At 55.0% G+C, this 21,070-nt stretch carries 19 protein-coding genes; 13 read left to right on the top strand and 6 right to left on the bottom strand.

Annotation, left to right across the window (positions count from 1 at the left end):
• The first annotated feature begins 2 nt into the window (after window positions 1–2).
• Window positions 3–854: a hypothetical protein gene (locus tag JG725_RS03680; protein ID WP_199376632.1), complete on the top strand. Its 852-nt coding sequence runs from the start codon at window positions 3–5 to the stop codon at window positions 852–854.
• A gap of 278 nt (window positions 855–1,132) precedes the next feature.
• Here JG725_RS03680 and JG725_RS03675 read toward each other — a convergent pair whose 3' ends face one another.
• Both JG725_RS03675 and JG725_RS03670 read right to left on the bottom strand, forming a co-directional pair.
• Complete coding sequence (locus JG725_RS03675) at window positions 1,133–2,584, bottom strand: glycoside hydrolase family 32 protein (RefSeq protein WP_172289362.1); 1,452 nt, start codon at window positions 2,582–2,584, stop codon at window positions 1,133–1,135.
• 6 nt (window positions 2,585–2,590) lie between these two features.
• Window positions 2,591–3,835, bottom strand: coding sequence for an oligosaccharide MFS transporter (locus JG725_RS03670; RefSeq protein WP_172289363.1), 1,245 nt, complete (start codon window positions 3,833–3,835; stop codon window positions 2,591–2,593).
• Between the two features lie 252 nt (window positions 3,836–4,087).
• On the opposite strand from JG725_RS03670, the gene JG725_RS03665 reads away from it, so the two are divergent.
• The 6 genes from JG725_RS03665 (at window position 4,088) to JG725_RS03640 (ending at window position 10,307) form a co-directional block, all read left to right on the top strand.
• On the top strand, window positions 4,088–5,041 hold the full coding sequence (locus JG725_RS03665; RefSeq protein WP_172289364.1) for an aminoimidazole riboside kinase: 954 nt from the start codon (window positions 4,088–4,090) through the stop codon (window positions 5,039–5,041).
• Window positions 5,042–5,054: 13 nt separating this feature from the next.
• Window positions 5,055–6,344: an extracellular solute-binding protein gene (locus JG725_RS03660; RefSeq protein WP_199376630.1), complete on the top strand. Its 1,290-nt coding sequence runs from the start codon at window positions 5,055–5,057 to the stop codon at window positions 6,342–6,344.
• Window positions 6,345–6,353: 9 nt separating this feature from the next.
• Window positions 6,354–7,229: a carbohydrate ABC transporter permease gene (locus JG725_RS03655; protein ID WP_199376628.1), complete on the top strand. Its 876-nt coding sequence runs from the start codon at window positions 6,354–6,356 to the stop codon at window positions 7,227–7,229.
• A gap of 10 nt (window positions 7,230–7,239) precedes the next feature.
• Window positions 7,240–8,064 (top strand): carbohydrate ABC transporter permease, encoded by an 825-nt coding sequence (locus JG725_RS03650; protein WP_199376626.1) that lies wholly within the window; start codon window positions 7,240–7,242, stop codon window positions 8,062–8,064.
• A gap of 30 nt (window positions 8,065–8,094) precedes the next feature.
• Complete coding sequence (locus JG725_RS03645) at window positions 8,095–9,186, top strand: ABC transporter ATP-binding protein (protein WP_172289368.1); 1,092 nt, start codon at window positions 8,095–8,097, stop codon at window positions 9,184–9,186.
• A gap of 140 nt (window positions 9,187–9,326) precedes the next feature.
• Window positions 9,327–10,307, top strand: a complete 981-nt coding sequence (locus JG725_RS03640) for a hypothetical protein (RefSeq protein ID WP_199376624.1) — start codon at window positions 9,327–9,329, stop codon at window positions 10,305–10,307.
• Window positions 10,308–10,402: 95 nt separating this feature from the next.
• Here JG725_RS03640 and JG725_RS03635 read toward each other — a convergent pair whose 3' ends face one another.
• Genes JG725_RS03635 through JG725_RS03625 form a run of 3 tightly spaced genes read right to left on the bottom strand, consistent with a single transcriptional unit; the run spans window position 10,403 to window position 14,132 of the window.
• Complete coding sequence (locus JG725_RS03635) at window positions 10,403–11,431, bottom strand: OmpG porin family protein (protein WP_199376622.1); 1,029 nt, start codon at window positions 11,429–11,431, stop codon at window positions 10,403–10,405.
• A 56-nt stretch (window positions 11,432–11,487) separates the two neighbouring features.
• Window positions 11,488–12,990 (bottom strand): glycoside hydrolase family 32 protein, encoded by a 1,503-nt coding sequence (locus tag JG725_RS03630; protein WP_199376620.1) that lies wholly within the window; start codon window positions 12,988–12,990, stop codon window positions 11,488–11,490.
• 47 nt (window positions 12,991–13,037) lie between these two features.
• Window positions 13,038–14,132 (bottom strand): OmpG porin family protein, encoded by a 1,095-nt coding sequence (locus JG725_RS03625; RefSeq protein WP_199376618.1) that lies wholly within the window; start codon window positions 14,130–14,132, stop codon window positions 13,038–13,040.
• A gap of 126 nt (window positions 14,133–14,258) precedes the next feature.
• On the opposite strand from JG725_RS03625, the gene JG725_RS03620 reads away from it, so the two are divergent.
• Together JG725_RS03620 and JG725_RS03615 are read left to right on the top strand one after the other, a co-directional pair.
• Entirely contained in the window at window positions 14,259–14,579 is a 321-nt protein-coding gene (locus tag JG725_RS03620; protein WP_199376615.1) for a hypothetical protein, read from the top strand.
• Complete coding sequence (locus JG725_RS03615) at window positions 14,512–15,507, top strand: LacI family DNA-binding transcriptional regulator (RefSeq protein WP_172289373.1); 996 nt, start codon at window positions 14,512–14,514, stop codon at window positions 15,505–15,507. The genes JG725_RS03620 and JG725_RS03615 overlap by 68 nt, the downstream gene beginning before the upstream one ends.
• A gap of 68 nt (window positions 15,508–15,575) precedes the next feature.
• On the opposite strand, the gene pspF is transcribed toward JG725_RS03615, so the two are convergent.
• Window positions 15,576–16,574: a phage shock protein operon transcriptional activator gene (pspF, locus tag JG725_RS03610; protein ID WP_199376613.1), complete on the bottom strand. Its 999-nt coding sequence runs from the start codon at window positions 16,572–16,574 to the stop codon at window positions 15,576–15,578.
• 219 nt (window positions 16,575–16,793) lie between these two features.
• Here pspF and pspA point away from each other — a divergent pair, with 219 nt between their 5' ends.
• From pspA to JG725_RS03590, 4 genes are all read left to right on the top strand, one after another.
• A complete protein-coding gene (pspA, locus tag JG725_RS03605; protein WP_172289375.1) occupies window positions 16,794–17,459 on the top strand; it encodes a phage shock protein PspA in 666 nt (221 codons plus the stop codon).
• Window positions 17,460–17,527: 68 nt separating this feature from the next.
• Complete coding sequence (gene pspB / locus JG725_RS03600; protein ID WP_172289376.1) at window positions 17,528–17,755, top strand: envelope stress response membrane protein PspB; 228 nt, start codon at window positions 17,528–17,530, stop codon at window positions 17,753–17,755.
• A complete protein-coding gene (gene pspC, locus JG725_RS03595) occupies window positions 17,755–18,114 on the top strand; it encodes an envelope stress response membrane protein PspC (RefSeq protein ID WP_172289377.1) in 360 nt (119 codons plus the stop codon). Before pspB ends, pspC begins: the two co-directional genes overlap by 1 nt.
• Window positions 18,115–18,298: 184 nt before the next feature.
• Window positions 18,299–21,067, top strand: a complete 2,769-nt coding sequence (locus tag JG725_RS03590; protein WP_233356296.1) for a DUF2339 domain-containing protein — start codon at window positions 18,299–18,301, stop codon at window positions 21,065–21,067.
• Window positions 21,068–21,070: the final 3 nt, after the last annotated feature.

The following is a 21,070-nucleotide window of genomic DNA, read 5'->3' as shown; positions in this document are numbered from 1 at the left end:
GGATGGACGCTATCAAGCCTCCTTGCCCCCTTAGCCTCGAATTTTCACATGAGACGGAAACGGAAGATGTCGCCAATAACCCGGCTGATTTAAGCGCGGACGCCGCCGTTGCGATATTCGAGTCCATTCCGTTTTCCGATGACAGCGTGGCGCGCACCGAAAGCGACACCGCCAGGCAGCCGCCAAACCTGCTGCCGGCGCTAAGCGAAGAAGAAAAAGAGAAGTTAAGGCAGTTGGCGGAGGCCTCGCCCGCGACGCCGTTGGATCGTGTTGACGATCTCGCCGCCGCTTTTTTTATTATCGCCATTGAAAGAACCCGGGGTTCGGCCACCAAACTTGCCAATGCCTTATATGATGCCTTTTCCGGCCCGCTAAATGACGACAAGACGGCGATGATGGAGGCGTTTGATATCGCGATGAAAAAAGAGATGCTCTCTTTTATCAAGATGACGTTTATCCCCGAAGCGTATCAGCCTCAGGCCGCATCAATAATCGACAACTATATCGGCGAACTGGTGTCGCGGCGGGATGGCATCCGTCTGGGGGCGGCCAATGCGGAGTTTTTGCTGGCTTCCAGTCTGGGCGATGAAGACCATGCTGCAAGGGTGCGGGGCGATATTGACGCGATGAAACAGGGCAGATATCACTCACAGCGCGAAATGTCCCAGGCGTTATCCATTGCCGACAGCGCGTGCAGCGCGGTGGATATGCTCGACCAATTTGAAATGATGCTGAGAAACAGCGATTGTTGCGCGCACACGCTGGACACCGAATTGCAGCACTTAAGTCTGCTGGCCGACCACTGGGAGGATTTTGTGCAAAAGTATGCCCGGCTGACGTTGAAAAAGCACTGAAAGCGCGATAAAAGCGTCGAGCCGATTGGTGAGGAACCCTATAATCAGTATGGAAATGAGAAAAATTCTCAACAAAGTGCTTTACAAATGATAGTGATAACTATTACCATCAATTCCGCGCTTCAGTAGTTGCCGCTTCGCAGGCACTAAAGAAGAGCACGACATTGCTCACATTGCTTCCAGTATTATTTTAGCCAGCCTCCGTGCTGGCTTTTTTTTTCAGTCGATCCGACCGCTATGGCGTCGCGGGCCAGGTCTTCATCCGCAGGGGAAGGGCGTCACCCAATGGCCCCGTTGCTGACGCGCTTGAAACGCGCGCCGCCGTTTTGCGCAAACAGTTGTAGCATGCGTTGCCGTTCCAGCGGGTAGATGCGGCTACTCAGACAGCTTTCACCGTCATTAACGAAGATTTCAACCGAAGAGCGATCGAAAAAGACGCGCAGTTGCAGGGTATCGAGCGACGTCACCGGTACGCTGCGATAGCCGCTGATGCCATACTGTGGATAACGGCGTTCCAGCACCACACGCTGCGACTGATTATCGACATAGATAAACAGCCCTTGTTCGATATTTTCCTGGCCGCCGAGCGACAAACCATACTTCTCGGCATCGCTGGCCCGCAGATCGATGTCCAACGTCACGTAATGCGCCTCGCAATCCTGCATCAGCGGCATGCTGGCGTTTTTCAGCTCGATATCCTGCTGGCGATGCGGCTCGCGGCAACTGGCGTCCACTTCTGCCGCCGGGACGACGCGCAGCGTATTGTCCGGTTTCAGCGTCAGTTCGCGCGGCATTGACAGCATACCGGCCCACAGATGGTCTTTTTCCGGCATCGGCGACTCCCACATGTCCAGCCACCCCAGCATAAGGCGTCGCCCGTCCGGCCCCGATAGCGTTTGCGGCGCATAGAAATCGTGACCGGCATCGATCTCGATAAACGGCGTTTCAATAACAAACTCGCCGCCGGGTTGCCATGTCCCGACCAGATAGCCGCTCTGGAACAGATTACGGTTGTGGTATCCATCGGCTTTCATTCCCTGCGGCGAGAACATCAGCACCCATTTATCCCCCAGCGGGAAGAAGTCAGGACATTCCCACATGTAGCTTTCGCCGGGCGCAGAGCGCGCCAGCACGCCTTGCGGCTGCCAGTTGTGAAGGTCGTCGGAGCGCCACAGCCGGACTTCGCCGCGGTCTGCAACGCGCAGCCCGACCACCATGTACCAGTAATCGTCCATTTTCCAGACTTTCGGATCGCGAAAATGCTGAATGCCATCCGGCGCATCGAGGATTTTTCCCTGTGCGGTGAAGTTCACCCCGTCGCGGCTGGTGGCCAGACATTGAACCTGACGCAGCCCTTTATCGCTGGCGCGGTCGCCGTCGTGAACATGGCCGGTATAGATCAGCGATAGTTCACCATCGTTATCCACCGCCGAACCGGAAAAACAGCCGTCTTTATCCGCGTCGCCAACGGGCGCCAGCGCTACCGGCAGATGTTCCCAGTGAATAAGGTCGGAACTGCGCGCATGGCCCCAGTGCATCGGCCCCCAGGTGGCGTCATAGGGATGATGTTGGTAAAACGCGTGCCACATCCCCCCGAACCAGATCAGTCCGTTTGGATCGTTCATCCAGCCAACGGCGGGCGCCAGATGCCAGGTTGGATACCATTGCATATTCATCAACGGCCGGGTGGCGGCAATGTGACTATTCGCTTTATCGAGTAATTCATTCATAACAACTCACTTTATTGTGCGCAGAGTAAAGGAAAGGGGAGGACGAACGGATTTATCCGGCTCCAGTAGAACGCAGGAAATCAGCGTGGTGACCAGAACGATGCTCCCCATGAACAGGTAGGTCTGGGCGAAGCCCAACAGTTCATAACCGTAACCCGCGAGTGGAGACAACAGGCTGCTGACGACGGAACTGATGCAGGTAAAGCCCACCAGATAAATGGTTGACGACAACCGCTTATCAAAATTCAGGCTGTTATATTTAAACAGAGAAATTAAAAGAATCGGTAACTCAATGGCATGCAGTAATTTCATCATCGAGATCAGATACACGCCGCTGACCAGACCGGAACCAATGACGCGCAGCGCCATGACTGCGCTCGCCAGCAACAGGCCATTTTTGGCGCCGATGCGGTTAACCAGAAACGGCGCGAGGAACATGCCGCCGGCCTCAAGGAAAACCTGTAGCGAATTCAGGTAGCCATACATGGTATTGCCTGAATGAAGATCGGGAAACTGTGAGGAGAAATAGATCGGGAACTGCTGATCATACACGCCATAAACGCAGGTGCCGATGACAAAGATGACCAGCGCCCAGAAGCGTTGCAGACGCAGCAAACCCAGCGCGTCGGCCAGCGTGATATTGGCCGGGTTGCCGAACTGAAGTTGGCTCATGGCATTATCTTTGGCGATGCGCAGCAGGCTCAGACTAAGCAGAAACAGCCCGCCGGACACGGACGCCAGCGCAAAGTTGTACCAGGGATTGATATTGAAATTGATGCCGGCGAAGAACGTAGCCACCGCCCAGCCCAGCGAGCCCCACATTCTGGCCCGGCCGTACTCAATGCTTTTCATCCGGCAGAATCGCTCGATATAGGCTTCCAGCAGACCGATGCCGCCGTTGAACGTGGCGCCGATGTATAGCCCGCCGACGATACCGCCGAGATAGATGTTGAAGCGCAGAATGTCCGCGAACCCCATAAAAAACGGGCCGCTGCTCACCAGCAGAGCGGCAATCACCCATAGCTGATGTTTGCCCAGCCCCAGCTTGTCCTGAATGTATCCGTACAGCGGCTGCGAACAGAATGACACCAATGAGATGGCGGCAAAGATAATGCCGGTATCGGTCGCTTTCAGATTGACATACTGATTAAGCCAAATGGACAGCAGGGAGCAAGTGGATGACCAGGTAAAGAAAAAGAAGAAAAATAAGCTACTTAACAACAAATACGTTTTTCTGGTTTCAGCGTTCATGGTGAGAACTCCTGACAGGTCGATAACGCAATTGTTAACGTTAACTTAGAATAAACCAAAATGGTTAATAACGGATATGTGATGTTAATCATGAAAGTTAACGTTAACATTTTATTTTTATCCGCAACCCGATACATTCCGTTCAGACGCTTTCCAGCCCGATTGAAACGGGCTACCGCCGGATCCTGCGTGAGGGCACGCAACGAAACGGTGTTCTATCTTTTTGATAATCAAGATGTTGCTGAGGTAACTATGGCGAATAAAGTCTGGGTGTTGGGCGATGCGGTCATCGATTTGTTTACTGATGAGATGCAGCGCCTGCTGCCTTGTCCAGGCGGCGCGCCCGCCAACGTGGCGGTGGGGATCGCCCGACTGAACGGGAACAGCGCGTTTATCGGCCGGGTGGGGGATGAACCGTTCGGCCACCGTTTGCAACAGGTTCTGCAACAGGAACGGGTCGATACCGCGTTCCTGCATTACGACACGCGGCATCGAACCTCCGTTGTGCTGGTGAGCCTCAATGATGACGGTGAGCGACAGTTCACTTTCATGGTTCGGCCCAGCGCGGATTTGTTCCTCGAAACCGGCGACCTGCCGCCGTTTTCCGCCGGAGAATGGCTGCACTGCTGTTCTATTGCGCTGGCGGCGGAGCCGTCGCGTTCCACCACGCTACAGGCGATCAGGGAAGTCCGGCGAGCCGGCGGCTGGTTAAGTTTCGATGCCAATCTGCGCGACGATCTGTGGCCTGACCGCACGATGATGCTGAGCTGTGTGCAACAGGCGCTGGCGCAGGCTGACGTGGTGAAGCTGTCCGACGACGAACTGAAGCAACTGACGGGGATGGACGACATCACCCGCGCCATCGACGCGCTGAGCGCCGATATCAATCCGGCGCTATTGGTGGTTACGCAAGGCAAGGCAGGCGCCTGGGCCGGTAAACCCGGGAGTATGTCTTTCTATGCGGCGCAGGCGATTCGGGCGGTGGATACCACGGGGGCCGGTGATGCATTTATGGCCGGTCTGCTGGCTGGGTTGAGCGGGTTGGGCGACAACTGGCGCGACAGCGATGCGCTGCCGGCCATGATGGCGCAGGCGCAGGCCTGTGGCGCACTGGCAACCACCTCGAAAGGCGCAATGACGGCGCTGCCGCACCGTGAGGCGTTGGCCGACTATCTCTCGGTGATGGAGATGTCGCCGCACTGTTGAGCAGGAGGGGGCGATGAATATTTTCATTCATATGGCGATGGCGCTCTGTCTGGCGGCGCCGGTGTCCGGTATCGCCGCGCAGATAACGGCCTGGGTGATTGACGGCGCGCCGGAGCGCCCCTATTTCGCCCAGCTCGAACAGGGCTTTAACCAACGTTATGCCGCGCAGGGGATCTCGATAAAGATCAAACCGATACCCGGTTACAACGATGCGTTGCAGGCGGCATGGATGTCCAACGATCTGCCGGATCTGGTGATGATAGATGGCCCGAATATGGCGAGCTATATCTGGTCCGGCATGCTACAGCCGCTGGATCCGTTTATTGCGCCTGAGGTGTTGCATGATTTTCTCGATGGGGTAATCGCGCAGGGCACCTATAGCCCGGATAAACACGTTTACATGCTGAGCCAGGGAGACTCGTCGGTGGTGCTGTGGGGGAATAAACGTTACCTTGAGGCGGCGGGCATCCCCATCCCGACCCGGCTTGAAGACGCCTGGGACTATGCGCAATTCAGCGCGGTGCTGGCGAAGCTGGCGGCCCTGCCCGAAGTGAAATGGCCGCTGGATTTCAAGCTCAACTACAGCGGCGAATGGTTGACCTACGGCTATTACCCGTTTATCCGTTCTGCCGGTGGCGATCTGATCGACCAACGGCGCTGGCGGGCGAGCGGCACTCTGGATGGCCCGGCGACCGTCGCCGCCGTCGAGAAGCTGAAACATTGGCAGCATCAGCGTTGGCTGGTGCCCGCCACGGCGGGCGACAACCGTTTCTTTGGCGACAGAAGCGCCGCGCTGTCCTGGGTCGGCAACTGGATGTGGGAAACCTACCATCAGGCGCTGGGGGACGATCTGGTGCTGATCCCGGCGCCGCGCTTCGGGCGTCAGGCTTATGCGCCGAACGGCAGTTGGGGTTGGGCGGTGCCCGTTTCGACCACCAAACGGCAGGAGGTGAGCCAGTTTCTGAATTACCTGTTTTCCGCCCGGCAGATAAAGACCTACTGCGACTTTACCGGCTATGTTCCGGCGCGGCGGGCGGCAATTGCGCTGATGCCGGCCTATGCGCCCGGCGGCGCGCTCAGCCTATTGACGCAGCAGGCCAGCCATATTGCGCTGGTACGGCCGGTTCATCCGGCATACCCGGTGATCTCCGGCGAATTTGGCAAAGCGTTGAAAAACAGCATGCAGGGCGCGGATAGCGCGACGGCGCTCAAGCGGGCGGCCGCCGCCATCGATCGGGATATTGACGACAACATGGGGTATCCACCGTTTAACGGGGTTCCCCTGCCTTCCTCCGCTGAATGAGATCACACTATGCGCAAACTACGATATCGCGTTCCGGAATATGCCATGCTGCTTCCCGCCGTGGTTTTGCTGACGGCGTTTGTGGTGATCCCGTTTATGTGTTCGATTGCCTTTTCATTTACCAATGAACGGCTGATGCCTCGGCCGATACCTACCGCATGGGTTGGCCTGACCAACTACCGGCGCATTTTTACCGACCCCGAGTTTTGGCAGGCGGTCGGCAATACTCTGCGCTTCGCGGCGATAGTGATACCGCTGCAACTGGCGCTATCGCTGGGGGCGGCCCTGCTGCTTAACAGTAAATTGCGCGCTATGGCGCTGTTTCGCAGCATTATAATCATGCCGCTGCTGATCCCGATGACGGTGATTGCCGCGATCTGGTCGGTGATGCTGCAAACCCCGGATGGGCTGTTCAACGGCCTGTGGGCCGCTCTCACCGGCGCGCAACAGGTGAAAGACTGGCTTGGCGATCCGCGCTATGCGCTGTATGCCATTATCGCGCTGTCTATTTGGGCGTCGTTCCCGTTCCAGATGCTGATTTATCTGGCCGGATTGCAGGAAATCCCGAAAACGCTGTACGAGGTGGCGGTCATTGACGGCTTCGGCCGTTGGCAGCAGTTCCGCTATATCACTTTTCCCGGCCTGCGCAATACGCATATTTTTGCGGTGATCATCACCACAATCGGCGCATTCAGCCTGTTTACACAGGTGAACATTCTGACCGGCGGCGGGCCGAACGGCGCGACCACCACCATTATTCAGTACATGTTCAGCAACGGATTCTCGGCACAGCGCATTGGCTTCGCTTCCGCCGTGTCGGTAGTGTTCTTCTGTGCGGTGCTGCTGCTCGGCCTGGCGCAGAAAAAACTGATGAGCGAAAAATAACGGTGACCGTATGCAACTAATCAAATACCTGTTAATCAGCGTGCTGGCGCTGACGATCGCGGTGCCGCTGATGATGATGGTGACCATTAGTCTGAACCCGGATAATACGGATATCCTGCGCAGTATGGGGGGGTGGCGAGCCTTTATCCCGCGGCATTTTTCTCTGGACAACTATGCGGCCATTCTGGCCGATACCAACCATCCGTTCGGCCGCTATATTTTCAACACGGCGCTGATCACCGCCGTAACGCTGACGCTGTCCCTATTGATTAACTCCGCCGCCGCCTTTTCACTGGCCTGGGGGCAGGGGAAACATCGGGCGGCGCTGCTGGCGCTGATCGTTGCCTTGCTGGCTATTCCAGGCGAGACGCTGGTATTGTCGCAACTGTTCATCGTCAGTCGGGTGGGGATACTGGATACCTATCTGGTGCAGATTATTCCCTGCGTGGCGAACGCCTTCTTTATCTTTCTGTTTTATCAGTTCTTCAGCCGCATTCCGCGCGATCTCATCGACGCCGCGCGCGTGGACGGTTTCAGCCTGTTTCGCACTTGGCTCAATGTTGGTCTGCCGTTGTCAAAGCCGGTGTTTGTCACGGTGGCCACGTTACAGTTTCTCGGCAGTTGGAACAGTTATCTATGGCCGATCATGGTAACGCGCGGCCCGGAAGTCCGTCCGCTGTCGGTGGCGATGTCCGCTTATTTCGGCAGCAACCAGCTTTACTGGGGCAATATCATGGCCTTCGCGGTGATGATGGCGCTGCCGGTGATGCTATTTTTCCTGCTGGTACAGCGGCACTTTATTGCCAGCATTACCGGTTCGGCGGTGAAAGAGTGACCCTGCGGGGACACGTATTAAGGATGCGCCATGTCTAGTCTGATCCTGAAAAATGTACATAAATCATTTGATAACACGCCTGTTTTGCACGACATCAGTATGGAGATCCATGATGGCGAGTTTATGGTCTTCGTCGGCCCTTCCGGCTGTGGTAAATCCACGCTACTGCGGCTGATTGCCGGGCTGGAGAGCATCGGCGGCGGTGATATCTGCATTGATGGGCGGCGGGTAAACCGGCTGTCGCCGTCCGAACGCGGTATCGCGATGGTGTTTCAATCCTACGCGCTTTATCCGCACATGACGGTGCGCGAAAATATGAGCGTCGCCCTTAAGGTGGCCGGCGTCAGCAAAGCGGACATCGTGCGCAAGGTGGATAATGCCGCGCAGATATTGCAGTTGGAAACGCTGCTCGATCGTAAACCGAAACAGCTGTCCGGCGGTCAACGCCAGCGGGTGGCTATCGGCCGGGCGATTGTCCGTAGCCCGCAGGTGTTCCTGTTTGATGAGCCGCTGTCTAATCTGGATGCGGAACTGCGCGTACAGATGCGTCTGGAGATCGCCAGCCTGCATGAACAGCTGAAAAGCACCATGATATACGTGACGCACGATCAGGTTGAGGCGATGACCATGGCCGATCGCATTGCGGTATTGCGCGCCGGGCGGGTAGAACAGATCGGTACGCCGTTGGATCTGTACCATCATCCGCTCAATCAGTTTGTCGCCGGCTTTATTGGTTCGCCGAAGATGAATTTTATCCCCTTGAAGCTGCTGCGGCGCGATGGAGTTCGGGTCTGGCTGCAAACCCTTGACGGACAAACGTTGACGCTGCAAACCCAAACACCGCTGCCGCACGACCTGCCGTTTGCCACGCTGGGGATCCGGCCTGAGCATATTGCCGTTGACGGCAGCCGGGAGTGTGTCCTGCCGGTCACCGTAACCGCCATTGAGATGCTGGGGGGAACCAGCTATGTGCATGCGCGCACGACCGACCAGCAAGAAATTGTCTGTGAAGTGAAATCCTCGCAGTTGCCTGAAAAGTACCGCCAGGCTGATTTCTGTTTCTCCTCCGCCGACTGCTATCTGTTTGATCATCTGGGCAACAGCCTGCCGCTGCACCGTTGATTCTTCTGCCTATCGCGTCCTGACCAGGGCTTGATAGGCGGTTGACGCTCCTTCACGTTCTCCCGCCGATCCGAAAGTTGGTTTTTATTTATGATTTTCCAAGGCTATTATTGTCATGGGATGAGGTGATGGATGATAAAATGGAAAAGAAGAGTAATCGTATAGTTTCATATGTATTGATGATATTAGGCGCCGTTTTCTTACTGATTTTTATAGTTGTTGGCTATAAGACCATGCTTTCTAATGGACATTCTGTTTTTGACAGTAGAACATTTTGCGGCGAAGTAAAAAATGCGAATACGCTATACTCGTCTGACTCATTATTGCTGAGGTTGGATAATAATATTAAGGGAATAATGCAGTTAAGCGGCAGTGTCAATATTAGCGAGGAAACATTTAAAAAATACAATCTGGATAAAAACAAATTGCATTTAAGAATGGAAGGGTTACAGGTTATTCCCGCATTTCCATCGTTTGTTTTCAACGATATTGTCGTCGGCGAGTTTAAAAAAAACTTCAATTCAGTAAATAAAAACGCATTTGCAGAAATTGAAAAAAAGCCTGTTGATTTGCACAGCAATGACGAGGATTTTCCATTTGAGACGTATCGCTATGGCTACAGGTTTATTCCCTATATAACGCTTGACGGCCAGAGAGTGGATATCGCGATGAGTAATATAATAACCATCGCTCAGCTATCGTCATCCTTTTCCCCCAGAGTGGCGAGTTCACCGGCACAATATATGGACAATAGAACCGGTGAAGATAGCCTGGATCAATTTAACGGCGGCTACAAAAATAATGAGTGCGCTATTCTTATAGAAAGAAGCGCTATGTTTAAAACCATGGTGATTTTATTGATTGTTTTTTTGTTCTTTCCCTGTTTGTTTGCCTTTTTAAGGCAGGATATTCAGTCAGGAATTGATATCATTGCCGCATTGATCAGCGTGGCGGTCATTCGTTCATTTTTGATCGGTTCAATCGATGATTTTGATTTTTATAAAATAGACTTCTTCTTCGGCCTGGCAATCGTATTGCCTGCGGTGATCCCGCTGTTACGGTCTCCGTGGTTTAATCGTGAAAAAAATCGTCTTCTTCCGGCGGGTAGACGGCGGCGTTAGTCGCGTCGCAACGGCATGAGGATATCCCCATGACGATCCGGCAACGGAAATCGGTGCGCCGCGGGGGCGCACCGTCGTCGCGCGGGGGTGTCGGATCAGAAATTGAAATCCGCGGACAGCATGTAAGACATATTGATGGCCTTGCCGTTGGTCACCCAACTGCCGCCCTGTTTGTCATCCGAGGCTTTTACTTCACCGGCGACGGTAAACCGCTTGCTGACAGGGTAGGTGGCGCCCAGCGCCGCGTATTTGTAGCGGGTGTTTTGGAAGACTTCGCCATCCGTTTTATTGGCGTTGTATTTGCGATAGTGGCCGATGCCGCTGTGCAGCGTAGTGGTCAGGCCGCTGTCCCAGTTATGCCAGACGCCGATGCGGGTGGTCCAGTCCTGGTCATTGATATCTCCCCACTGTTTGCGCTGCATCGTGGCTTCGCTGTAGCGGCTGCGCAGCCAGACGCCGGTGCTGTCGGTAATGATGTACTGTATGCCGGGTTCGATTTCACTGGTCGAAATATCCGTGTCGTTAATGAATTCGCCGCCGGCGGATCGTTTGTGCTGTAGATCCTGATACAGGTAGCCAAACATCGCTAGGCGATCGGTAAGGCGATATGTGCCATAAAGCTTGTAGCGCACCTGCCAGCGTTCGTTGAGCGATTCGCTGCCGCCCAGCAGTTCCGCGCCAACGCTGCCGCGTGCGAACGGGTGTTCGTAGCCGAAGATCAACTGGGTACGCTGCGTCTGCCGTTCATAGCGCTGGCTGGTAAAACCGCCCTGATATTCCGTTTCCCGCGCATTGTAAAAGGCCAGATACCATGGCGGCAGGCTGTCATGGCGCAATACCGCCTGCGACAGCACAAAGTTATCCGCGCCGTTGTGGGTAGCGCTGTTTTTCCAGTTGGAATCGGTGATTTCCAGTTTACTTTTAATATTGCCGTGGACTTTTCCGCCGTGCGGATAGGACGAACGCGTGGTCGTCCACATCACATCCTCATTCAGATAAGACCAGGGATTGACCCCGACTACGGTGCCATTATCGTTGCGCATGATATCCATGGCTGCCTGACTGGCTGCCGGCAGCAGCGCGATGGTGAGCAGAACCCATGTTGTGGAGATAACGGTTTTCATAAATAATCCCTTGCGACGGTTTTCGCAATGCAGTGAGAAATAGGGCGATACGCGAATCAAAACTGCCGAATACGCAGATTGCGGGTATCGATATCATTCCGGGTGGCGCTGATCGCCCATTTCTTGCCGGCAATATGGTACATGCGCGTGCTGAAGGCGATCGTGTCATTGATGTAGAACACGGCAATGGAGTCCTCAATAATCACTTTCAGCGCAAGCGTGTCGGATAATGGCGTAGTTATCCCGCTTTCCGGCTGACTGGTTGGCAGCGCATCGATGCCGGCGGTATAGAAAAGGACCTTATTGGTCTTTTTATTAAACACGACGTTGACCGGCGCGTTTTGCGGGATATCGTCGCTCATGCCGAAGCTGAAAATAGCGCCGTTGCCGGTGAGGCGCAGATCGCCGCTAATTTCGGTAGTGCCGGTCAACGGCGCAAATACCCGGCTGCTGATTGCGCCGAACGAGGCGGCGCTGTGGGTCGTCGCGACGGGGTGTAATACGCTGGCCTGAGGGACTTTTTGTGCGAAAGCCGCCTCCATTTCCTGCGGCAACCTGGTGTGCAGTTGGCCGTCGGTCGCGGCCGTCAGTTCATGAGCGATAAGGTTGCCCGCCCAGTCGGTGGTGCCTTTATTGTTTTCATCGGCTTTGGTCGGCACCCAGCCGAAAACAAACAGACGTTTGTTCTGTTCCACCAGCTTGCCGGCGTAGAGTCCGGCGCCGTCAAAATAAAATTTTTCCGGTTTAACAAAGGGGCCGTTGGGGGATTCCGCCATACGGTACTGGGTCTGGCGATGAGGCCATTGGTCGCTGAAGCTGAGATACCAGCGGCCGTTGAAGTTAACCAACGTCGGGCATTCCAGATTGGCGTCATAGCTGGGGGTGTCATTGCGAAACAGAACGCCTTCGTCGCGCCAGGCGGTCAGGTTATCGGAGGTGTATTTGACAATTACGCCCGCGCCATTTTGACGGGTGGTAATCAGCATCCAGTAGCGGTTTTCCTCAGGAATATAGACCACATGCGGATCGCGGAAATCGCTTGCCCGATAGTTTTTGCCGGGGAGGAAGGTATCCTTAGGGTGCTTGGTCCAGTTGCGCATATCGTTACTGGTCGCATGCATAATCGACTCTGCCGGATAGACGTTCTGGTTATGCGCGGTGTACCAGGCGTGATAAACACCGCCGACTTTAATCACCGAACCGGTGCCCAGCAACAGTTCCGGGTTATCGAGATCGTTGATATAGGGAATCACTTCGCCCAGATTTTTATAATGATACAAATTCTGGCTTTCCAGCAGATGCCAGGCGTGTACGCCCAGATCCTTGCCGCCGCGAACGTCATTAAGGTGAAAAACGTAAAACCGGTTATTTTCGGAAAAGGGCATGGGGTCGCCGATATAGGAGCCGGGGATGCGTGGAAAAAACGCGCTTACCTCACTGGGTGTCCCGGTTTCGCTGGCCGCCGGCTTGCTCTGAGCCGGCGGCATTGAGTAGGCGGTATTCAGCGATGTTATCAGCAGCATCAGTATCGCCGTGGAAATGTTGTTGGGTCTGAACATGATGTTCTCTCTTGTATGGAATAGTTATTTTCACAGGGGCATAGGAATCAGAAACTGTATTCAACGCCGACCACGGTAAACGGATTCCAGGAATGGCCGTCATTGGCCCATTGGCCGTGCGACTTGGTAAACTGGGCTTTGAATTCGCCGTAAAGACGCAGGTTGTCGACAATGGGGTAGCTGGCGGTGGCGCCGATGAAGTGATATTTGCCGTTGTAGAATATTTCGGATCTGTTGGCGTCATTATAAATTTTGTCATTGCCAAATCCGACATACACCGACGTCAGTAGGGGATACCAGTTGCGCCATAATCCGGCGCTTATTTTCCACTCTTCTTCGATAATATTTCCCCAGAATTTGCGCGCCTGTTTATCCCAGGAATAATAAGGACGCAGATAAATGCCTAAATCCGGATTCGCCCGATATTGCAGCGAGGGTTCCATTTCCATGGAATGGTGTTCCAGATCGTTATTATTCGAATCGTTACTTTGTGGTTGATATTCGCGGAACACGTAGCCGGAGACCGACCACTTATCGGTCAGACGGGATTCGCCCCACAATTTCAGCCGGCCTTTCCAGCGTTTTGTCGCGCTTTCAGTGCCGCCCAATACTTCGATGCCCCAGTTGCCGCGGTAAAATTCGTTGATTTTGCCGATATACATCTCGTTGATGGTGTTGGTGCCGCTATAGTCCTGATTAGAAAACTGACCTTTATAATTATCTTCGCGGGCGTTCCAGTAACCAAAATACCAACCCGGTAATTCATCATGCCGTAACCAGGCCTGAATCAGCGCCAGCTTGAATTTGCCGCCGTTTTTGCTGTTGTCTTTCCAGCGCGTGTCGTCAATTTCAATTTTACTGCCGATATTACCGTGCAGGCCGCCCGCGTCCAGCGAACTGTCCACGGTGTTCCAGTGCACCGACTGTTGCTCCTGAGAGATGCGGGCGATATCCACATTCTCCGCTTGATAATCATTCGCCGCGGTCGCCTGCCCGGTCGTCCCCAGAGAGGCTACCCCGGCGCTGTCGGTTGTGCCGCCGGATGACACGCGCTGTTCCGCGGCAGGCGGTTCCTCGGTTGTTGCCGCGGCGGCCTGACCGGCAAGCAGCGCCATCGAAATGCAAAAATAGGTATTTTTCATCGCGTATCATTCTCGTTGTCATTATTGATAGGGAGATAACATCTTTGCTCCATCTACACGGCAAACCGTGTTAGTTAACGTTAACATCACGCCATAAAACAGGAGAAGATCAGGGATGATGGATTTATGATGTTAATCACAATGGTTAACGTTAACATTGGTTTTATGCGAGCGACATCATGTTTATTATTTAAACTTATTATTTTTGCAGCCGGCGGCCTGAATATACGTAGAATCAGCCGCGTGGGCGGCACGACGCCGTTAGCGGTTGCCGCCGGTCGGTTGGTCACCTCGCACGAGGGAAACACAAATGATTCAGTCAGCGATGTTCACCCACGAAACATCGTCGTTGTCGGATATAAAGTAGGGAAAGGACGGTATGGCTTCTTTAAAAGATGTGGCAAAACTGGCGAATGTTTCTCTGATGACGGTATCCCGGGCGCTTAACAGTCCGCAATCGCTGAAGGCGGAAACCTATCAGCGCGTCAAACAGGCGATTGAAACCCTGAACTACGTTCCCGACCTGTCGGCAAAAAAAATTCGCGGCGCCAGAGCAACGCCGAAAACCATCGGCGTACTGGCGCTGGACACCGTCACTACGCCGTTTTCGGTTGAAATGACGCTGTCGATTGAAGAGACCGCCCGGGCGTACGGCTGGAACAGCTTCGTCGTCAATATGTTCGAGTCAGACTGCGTGGATGACATCGTTGACCTGCTGCTGTCGCACCGTCCTGCCGGGATCATCTACACCACGATGGGGCTGCGTAGAGTACCGGTGCCGAAAAAGCTGCTCAGCCTGCCGTGTGTGCTGGCGAACTGTGAAAGTGAGCAAGACAAGGTCGCCAGTTACATACCGGATGATGAGCAGGGGCAGTATGACGGCTTTCACGCGCTGCTCAGCGCGGGCTACCGTAAGCCGCTGTGTATCCATCTGCCGCAGGAGCGGCTGGCCAGCGGTCGTCGGCGTCAGGGCCTGGAGCGCGCCTGCCTTGATTTTTCCCTCGATCCGCAACAGATCTGGCAGCATCATCTGCGGCTGGGTGACGAGCACTATATGGATGCGGTGACTATCGTCGAGCAATATCTGCATCGCGGCAAACCGCTGTTCGATTCGGTGGTGTGCGGCAACGACAGGGTGGCGTTTCTGGTCTACCAGACGCTGCTGTCAAAGGGCATTCGCATTCCTGATGACGTTGCGGTGCTGGGCTATGACAATCTGGTGGGGATCGGCGATCTGTTCCTGCCGCCGCTGACTACGGTACAACTGCCGCATTACGAAATTGGCCGACAGTCCACTCTGCATATCATCAATCGTCTGGAAAACCACGATATCACTAAAATCGCCAGTCCATTGCTGCGCCGGCGCTCCCTGTAACCTGACGGCCAGGGCAGGCCGTTCGCCAGCGCGCCCGACCGGCGCGATGGGTTGCCGCTGGCGCAGGGTTAGTCATTGACCATAATAGCGTGCTTTTTCAGCAGCCCCCGCAGTTGATGATAGGTCAGGCCCAGCAACTCGGCGGCTTTGCGTTGATTAAACCGCGCCTGCTTCAGCGCCTGATCGATAAAGTCCTTTTCCTGCGTGAGCTGCCACTGCTTCAGATCCAGCGGTAAATCCGGCAGCGCGCGCTGGTCGGCCGTTGTGCCGGGTTGGGTTTCCGGCGCGGAAGAAGGCTTCTGGAAAGGATTGAGGATAATGCTGTCCAGCGCCCGATCGCTGCTGCCGTGCCGGTACACTGAACGCTCAACCACATTCTTCAATTCACGGATGTTTCCCGGCCAGCCATAGTTCAGCAGCGTGTCGCGAGCGTGCGGCGTGAATCCTGGAAACAGCGGCAGGCGTAATTCGCGGCACATCTGAATGGCAAAATGCTCCGCCAGCAGCATGATGTCCTGCTGGCGTTGGCGCAACGGCGGCAGTTGCACCACGTCAAACGCCAGCCTGTCAAGCAGGTCGGCGCGGAATTTCCCGCTGGCCGCCAGCGCGGGAAGATCGTCATTGGTGGCGCACACTAGCCGGACATCCACCTGAAGTGACTGACCGCCGCCGACGCGCTCCAGCACGCCATATTCAATCACCCGCAGCAGTTTTTCCTGTACCAGCATGGGCGCGGTCGCCAGTTCATCCAGAAAAAGCGTCCCGCCGTCGGCGCGCTCAAAGCGGCCCAGATGGCGTTTCTGCGCGCCGGTAAACGCGCCCGCCTCATGACCGAACAGCTCGGAATCCAGCAGATTTTCATTCAGCGCGGCGCAGTTCAGGGAAATAAACGGCCCTTGCCAGCGGGGAGAGAGGTAGTGCAGGCGGCTGGCAATCAGCTCTTTGCCGGTGCCGCGTTCGCCAATCACCAGCACCGGCTTGTTGAGCTGCGCCAGTTGCGAAACCTGTTCCAGCACTTCAAGAAAGCTGTTGGCTTCGCCGAGTAAATTTTCTTTTTCCTGCGCCATCGGTTTCACCCTGTTATTTTTACTAATAATTAGCCTATTTGACTAATCTAGCGGGTATTGAAGAATAGTCAAAATTATTCAGGTCATATCTTTCAATGAGTTAGAGGAAAATTGAAATTGGCACGGTTATTGATATAGGTATAACCATATCGCTGCTCGCGGGTGGTGATAATCAATCAGGCGTAATCAGACGCTGGAAATCATTAAGAGGATTGGATTATGGGTATTTTTTCTCGTTTCGCCGACATCGTGAACGCCAACATTAATTCATTGCTGGATAAGGCTGAAGATCCGCAAAAGCTGGTGCGGCTGATGATTCAGGAAATGGAAGATACGCTGGTTGAAGTACGTTCGACCTCTGCACGCGCGCTGGCGGAAAAGAAACAGATTGCCCGCCGTATTGAGCAGGCTCACACGCAGCAGGCGCAGTGGCAGGAAAAAGCGGAACTGGCATTACGGAAAGATAAAGACGATCTGGCCCGCGCCGCTTTGATTGAAAAACAGAAACTGACGGACCTGATTACGCTATTGCAGCATGAAGCGGAAAACGTGGAAGAGACGCTGGATCGCATGAAGCGCGAAATTGGCGAGCTGGAAAATAAACTGAGCGAAACCCGCGCCCGCCAGCAGGCGTTAACGCTGCGTCATCAGGCTGCGTCCTCATCGCGCGATGTGCGTCGTCAACTGGACAGCGGGAAACTGGATGAAGCCATGGCGCGTTTTGAACAGTTCGAACGCCGCATTGATACGATGGAAGCGGAAGCGGAAAGCGTGGGTCTGGGAAAACAAAAACCGTTGGATCAGCAATTTGCCGAGCTGAAAGCCGATGATGAAATCAGCGCGCAACTGGCGGCACTTAAAGCTAAAGTTAAATCAGCAGAATAAACCGGGCCGGCTGTCGCCAAGGGTGGCGGCAGCCATAACGGCGAACATAATAATTTTAAGGAGACACGATGAGTGCTTTGTTTCTTGCCATACCGCTGACCATTTTTATGCTGTTTGTGGCACCGATATGGCTTTGGCTACATTACAGTCAGCGCAAGCAAAACAATGCTCAACTGGGACAAAGCGACATGCAGCGTCTGACGCGACTGACCGAAGATGCCCGCCGTATGCGCGAACGCATTCAGGCGCTGGAAGAAATTCTGGACGCGGAACATCCGGACTGGAGAAAATCGTAATGAAAAATACATGGTCGGGTAAAACCTTATATCGCATACCGGAAGAGGGGATGCTGAAAGGCGTCTGCGCCGGGTTGGCGCGTTATTTTGATGTACCGGTCAAATTGCTGCGGGTGATTGTGGTGCTGTCGATGTTCTTCGGCCTGTTCTTCTTCACCATACTGGCTTATATCATTCTCAGCTTTATTCTTGAGCCGGCGCCGGCGAATAGCTACCGCGATGCGTCGCCGCAGACGCCGAATCAGTTGCTGAATGATGCCGATGCCACCCTGAACGCCAGCGAGCAGCGCCTGCGCAATATTGAACGCTATGTCACTTCCGATACCTTTGGCGTCGAGAGCCGCTTTCGCCAGCTTTAAACGTTTTACCTCTCTGCAACGGTAATGCTAAATATCCGCTAAGCGTGCGACGCCGATGTTATTAAAAAATAATATCGCGTCGCGCCTTACTTTTTCGCCCCAGACGGCCGTCGGCGTCAGGTTTGTGAGTCTCCCTGATTTCGTGTACAAACGCATCATTGGTTTCAACTAAATAAGGTGCTTCATGGATGATTCAATGTGGGTGATCGGCTTATGGCTGTTGCTGATTTACATCATTTTGATGCCGTTCGTGGTGTTGGTGGCGTATAAGCGCAGCCTGCGTAATCAACAGCGGACCGAGCAACTGGCGCAAACGGTGGCGCAGTTGCGCTCGGATCTGACCCGTATGTCGGCGCAGATTACTCAGCCGCCGCATCAGGCTTACTCACCCTCATCGCCGGGCGCGACAGCATTATCACCCATGACGTCGGCGCTGGCCGAGGCCGACGCCGCAACACAGCCGGTTATCCCGTCAGCCGACGTCGACGCGGCGCCGGTAAAAGAAGACGCCTCGTCATCTGCGGATAACGTCTGGCGATCCGCCTCATCCGAGTCGCATTCAGGTCTGTTTTCCTCTCTGGCGGGCTGGCTGCTGCAAGGCAATCCGCTGGCGAAGATAGGGATCCTGTTGCTGTTTTTCGGCCTGGCTTACCTGATGAAGTTCAGCATTGAGCACGACATACTGTCCATTGAGTGGCGTCTGGGGATCGCGGCGTTAATCAGCGGCGGGCTACTGGCGTTCGGCTGGTGCCTGCGGCGCCGGCAACGGCTGTATGCGCTGATATTACAAGGCGGGGCGGTCGGCGCTTTGTATATCACGATATTTGGCGCCTTTAGGCTGTACCTGCTGTTGCCCTATACCCTGGCTTTTGCCCTGCTGCTGGCGGTTTGCACCGCCAGCGTCGGACTGGCGGTGTTGCAGCGTTCCTTAAGCCTGGCGATGTTAGCCAGCATCGGCGGTTATTTGGCGCCGATCCTGCTGTCGCAGGGAAGCGGCGACCATGTGGTGCTGTTTTCCTATTATCTGCTGTTGTCGCTGGGTATTCTGACCATCAGCGCGCGCCAGTCCTGGCGGGAGCTTAACCTGTTAGGGATGATTTTTACCTTTGGCGTGGCGACGGTTTGGGGGGCGGAGCATTATCAGCCGGCGCACTACCTCAGCAGCCAGCTATTCCTGATTGTCAATATTCTGATCTTCGGCGTCGGCGCGCTACATTTCTCGCTGCGCCATCAGCCTGTGGGCAAACAGATCGTCGATGGCCTGCTGCTGTTTGCTCCGCCGTTAATCGGCTTTGGCATGCAGTATCTGATAACGCAGCCGTGGACCTATGGTCCAGCGTTATCGGCACTGGGCTACGGCCTGTTTTATCTGTCGTCGGGAATATATTTCCGTCGCAAAACGCCGCGTTTAGGGCTGTTTTCATTGGCGTTGAGCGCCTGTTTTCTGACGCTGTCCGTGCCGCTGGCCTTTTCCGCGCAATGGACGTCAATGACCTGGCTGTTGGAAGGGTTGTGCGTCTTGTGGGCGGGACTGTACCAAAACCAGCGGCGCATGGGATGGAGCGGGGCGGCGATTATGCTGCTGGGCGTGCTGTCGGCCGGCTATGCGCTGTTTTTCACGTCGCTCACGGTTCTATCCTTCCTGTTTATCTTCGGTATTCTGGCGATGACCGCCCTGTGCGCCAGCCTGTGCTGGCGGCGCTATCGTCAGGTGGAAACGCATTGGCGCGCATTCAGTCGCATCTTCTTTATGCTGGGCATCGCGACATGGCTTGGCTGGTTGCTTTATGCCGTCGATCGGGCGCTGAACGCCTACGTCGCCGCATTCTGGCATGGCAGCGAGTTTATGCCGCCCTGGCGCACGCATGCGTTGCTGTTCCCCCCATTGCTTCTGCTAACCATCGCCTTGTCCGCGTTGATATGGCATACCGCGGGGAGACGTCTTAACTGGGCCGCGCTGCGCTACAGCGGTGGGTTGCTGTGGGGCGCTATACTGCTGGCGGTGTTGCAGCAATTTCTCGGGGCGGAATATCGGCAGTTGCCGCTACTGAATATCGGTGAACAACTTACGGCGCTGGGAAGCTGGCTGGCATGTTTCGCCATCGCCTACCGGTTGCTTTATCGCGATGAAATCTCGCTGCCAATCCGACTGACGCAGGGTTTTCATCTGTCGCTGTTCTGGATGTGGGTGAGTTTTCTGTTTCTGATGGCGTCACAGTATCTGTATCCGCTGATCCCGCCGCAGGTGGAAGAAGGCGCGCCGCTGCTGACGATCGTGCTGCTATCGGCCATCGTCATCGCGCTGGCGTCGCCAACACGGCATCGGCTGTGGCCGCTGACGCGGTGGGCGCCGTTGTATAACCGCACGGGGCTGGTGCCGTTGGTCGCCATTCTGTTTACCCTGCTGGGGAACGTCAACCTGATGGACGGGCAGTGGAACAGTGACCAGGCGTTTTATATACCGCTGTTTAATCCGCTGGAAGCCGGCATGGCGCTGGCGCTGGCTGCGTTGGTCATAGGATATCGCCGGATGATAACGGCGTCGGCGCAGAATGCAGGATTAAGACGTCGTTGCCGTTTCGCGCTATGGTTATTAGGTTTCTGGCTGCTCAACGGGATGCTGTTGCGTGCGCTGGCCAGCTATACCCCGATCCCCTGGTCAGCCGACGCCCTGTGGGATTCGCGACTGGTACAAACCACCTTCGCGCTGCTATGGACGCTTTCCGCGCTGATCGGCATGGTGTGGTCAACCCGACGCCAGCAGCGCGGCGGCTGGTTGGCCGGGGCGGCGTTGCTGGGCGTGACGATAGTCAAACTATTTTTAGTGGATAGCGCGGTCGGCGGCGGACTGGCGCGAGCGGTGGCCTTTATCGGCGTCGCGATCCTGATATTGATTGTCGGCTATTTTGCCCCCTTGCCGCCGAAACAGCGCTCGAGCGCCTCTGCAATATAAAGA

The sequence above is a fragment of the Brenneria sp. L3-3C-1 genome (assembly GCF_016456245.1).
In the GTDB taxonomy this organism is placed as follows: domain Bacteria; phylum Pseudomonadota; class Gammaproteobacteria; order Enterobacterales; family Enterobacteriaceae; genus Brenneria.
Note: the sequence above shows the minus strand (reverse complement) of the source record. Positions and strands in the feature narration are given on the sequence as shown.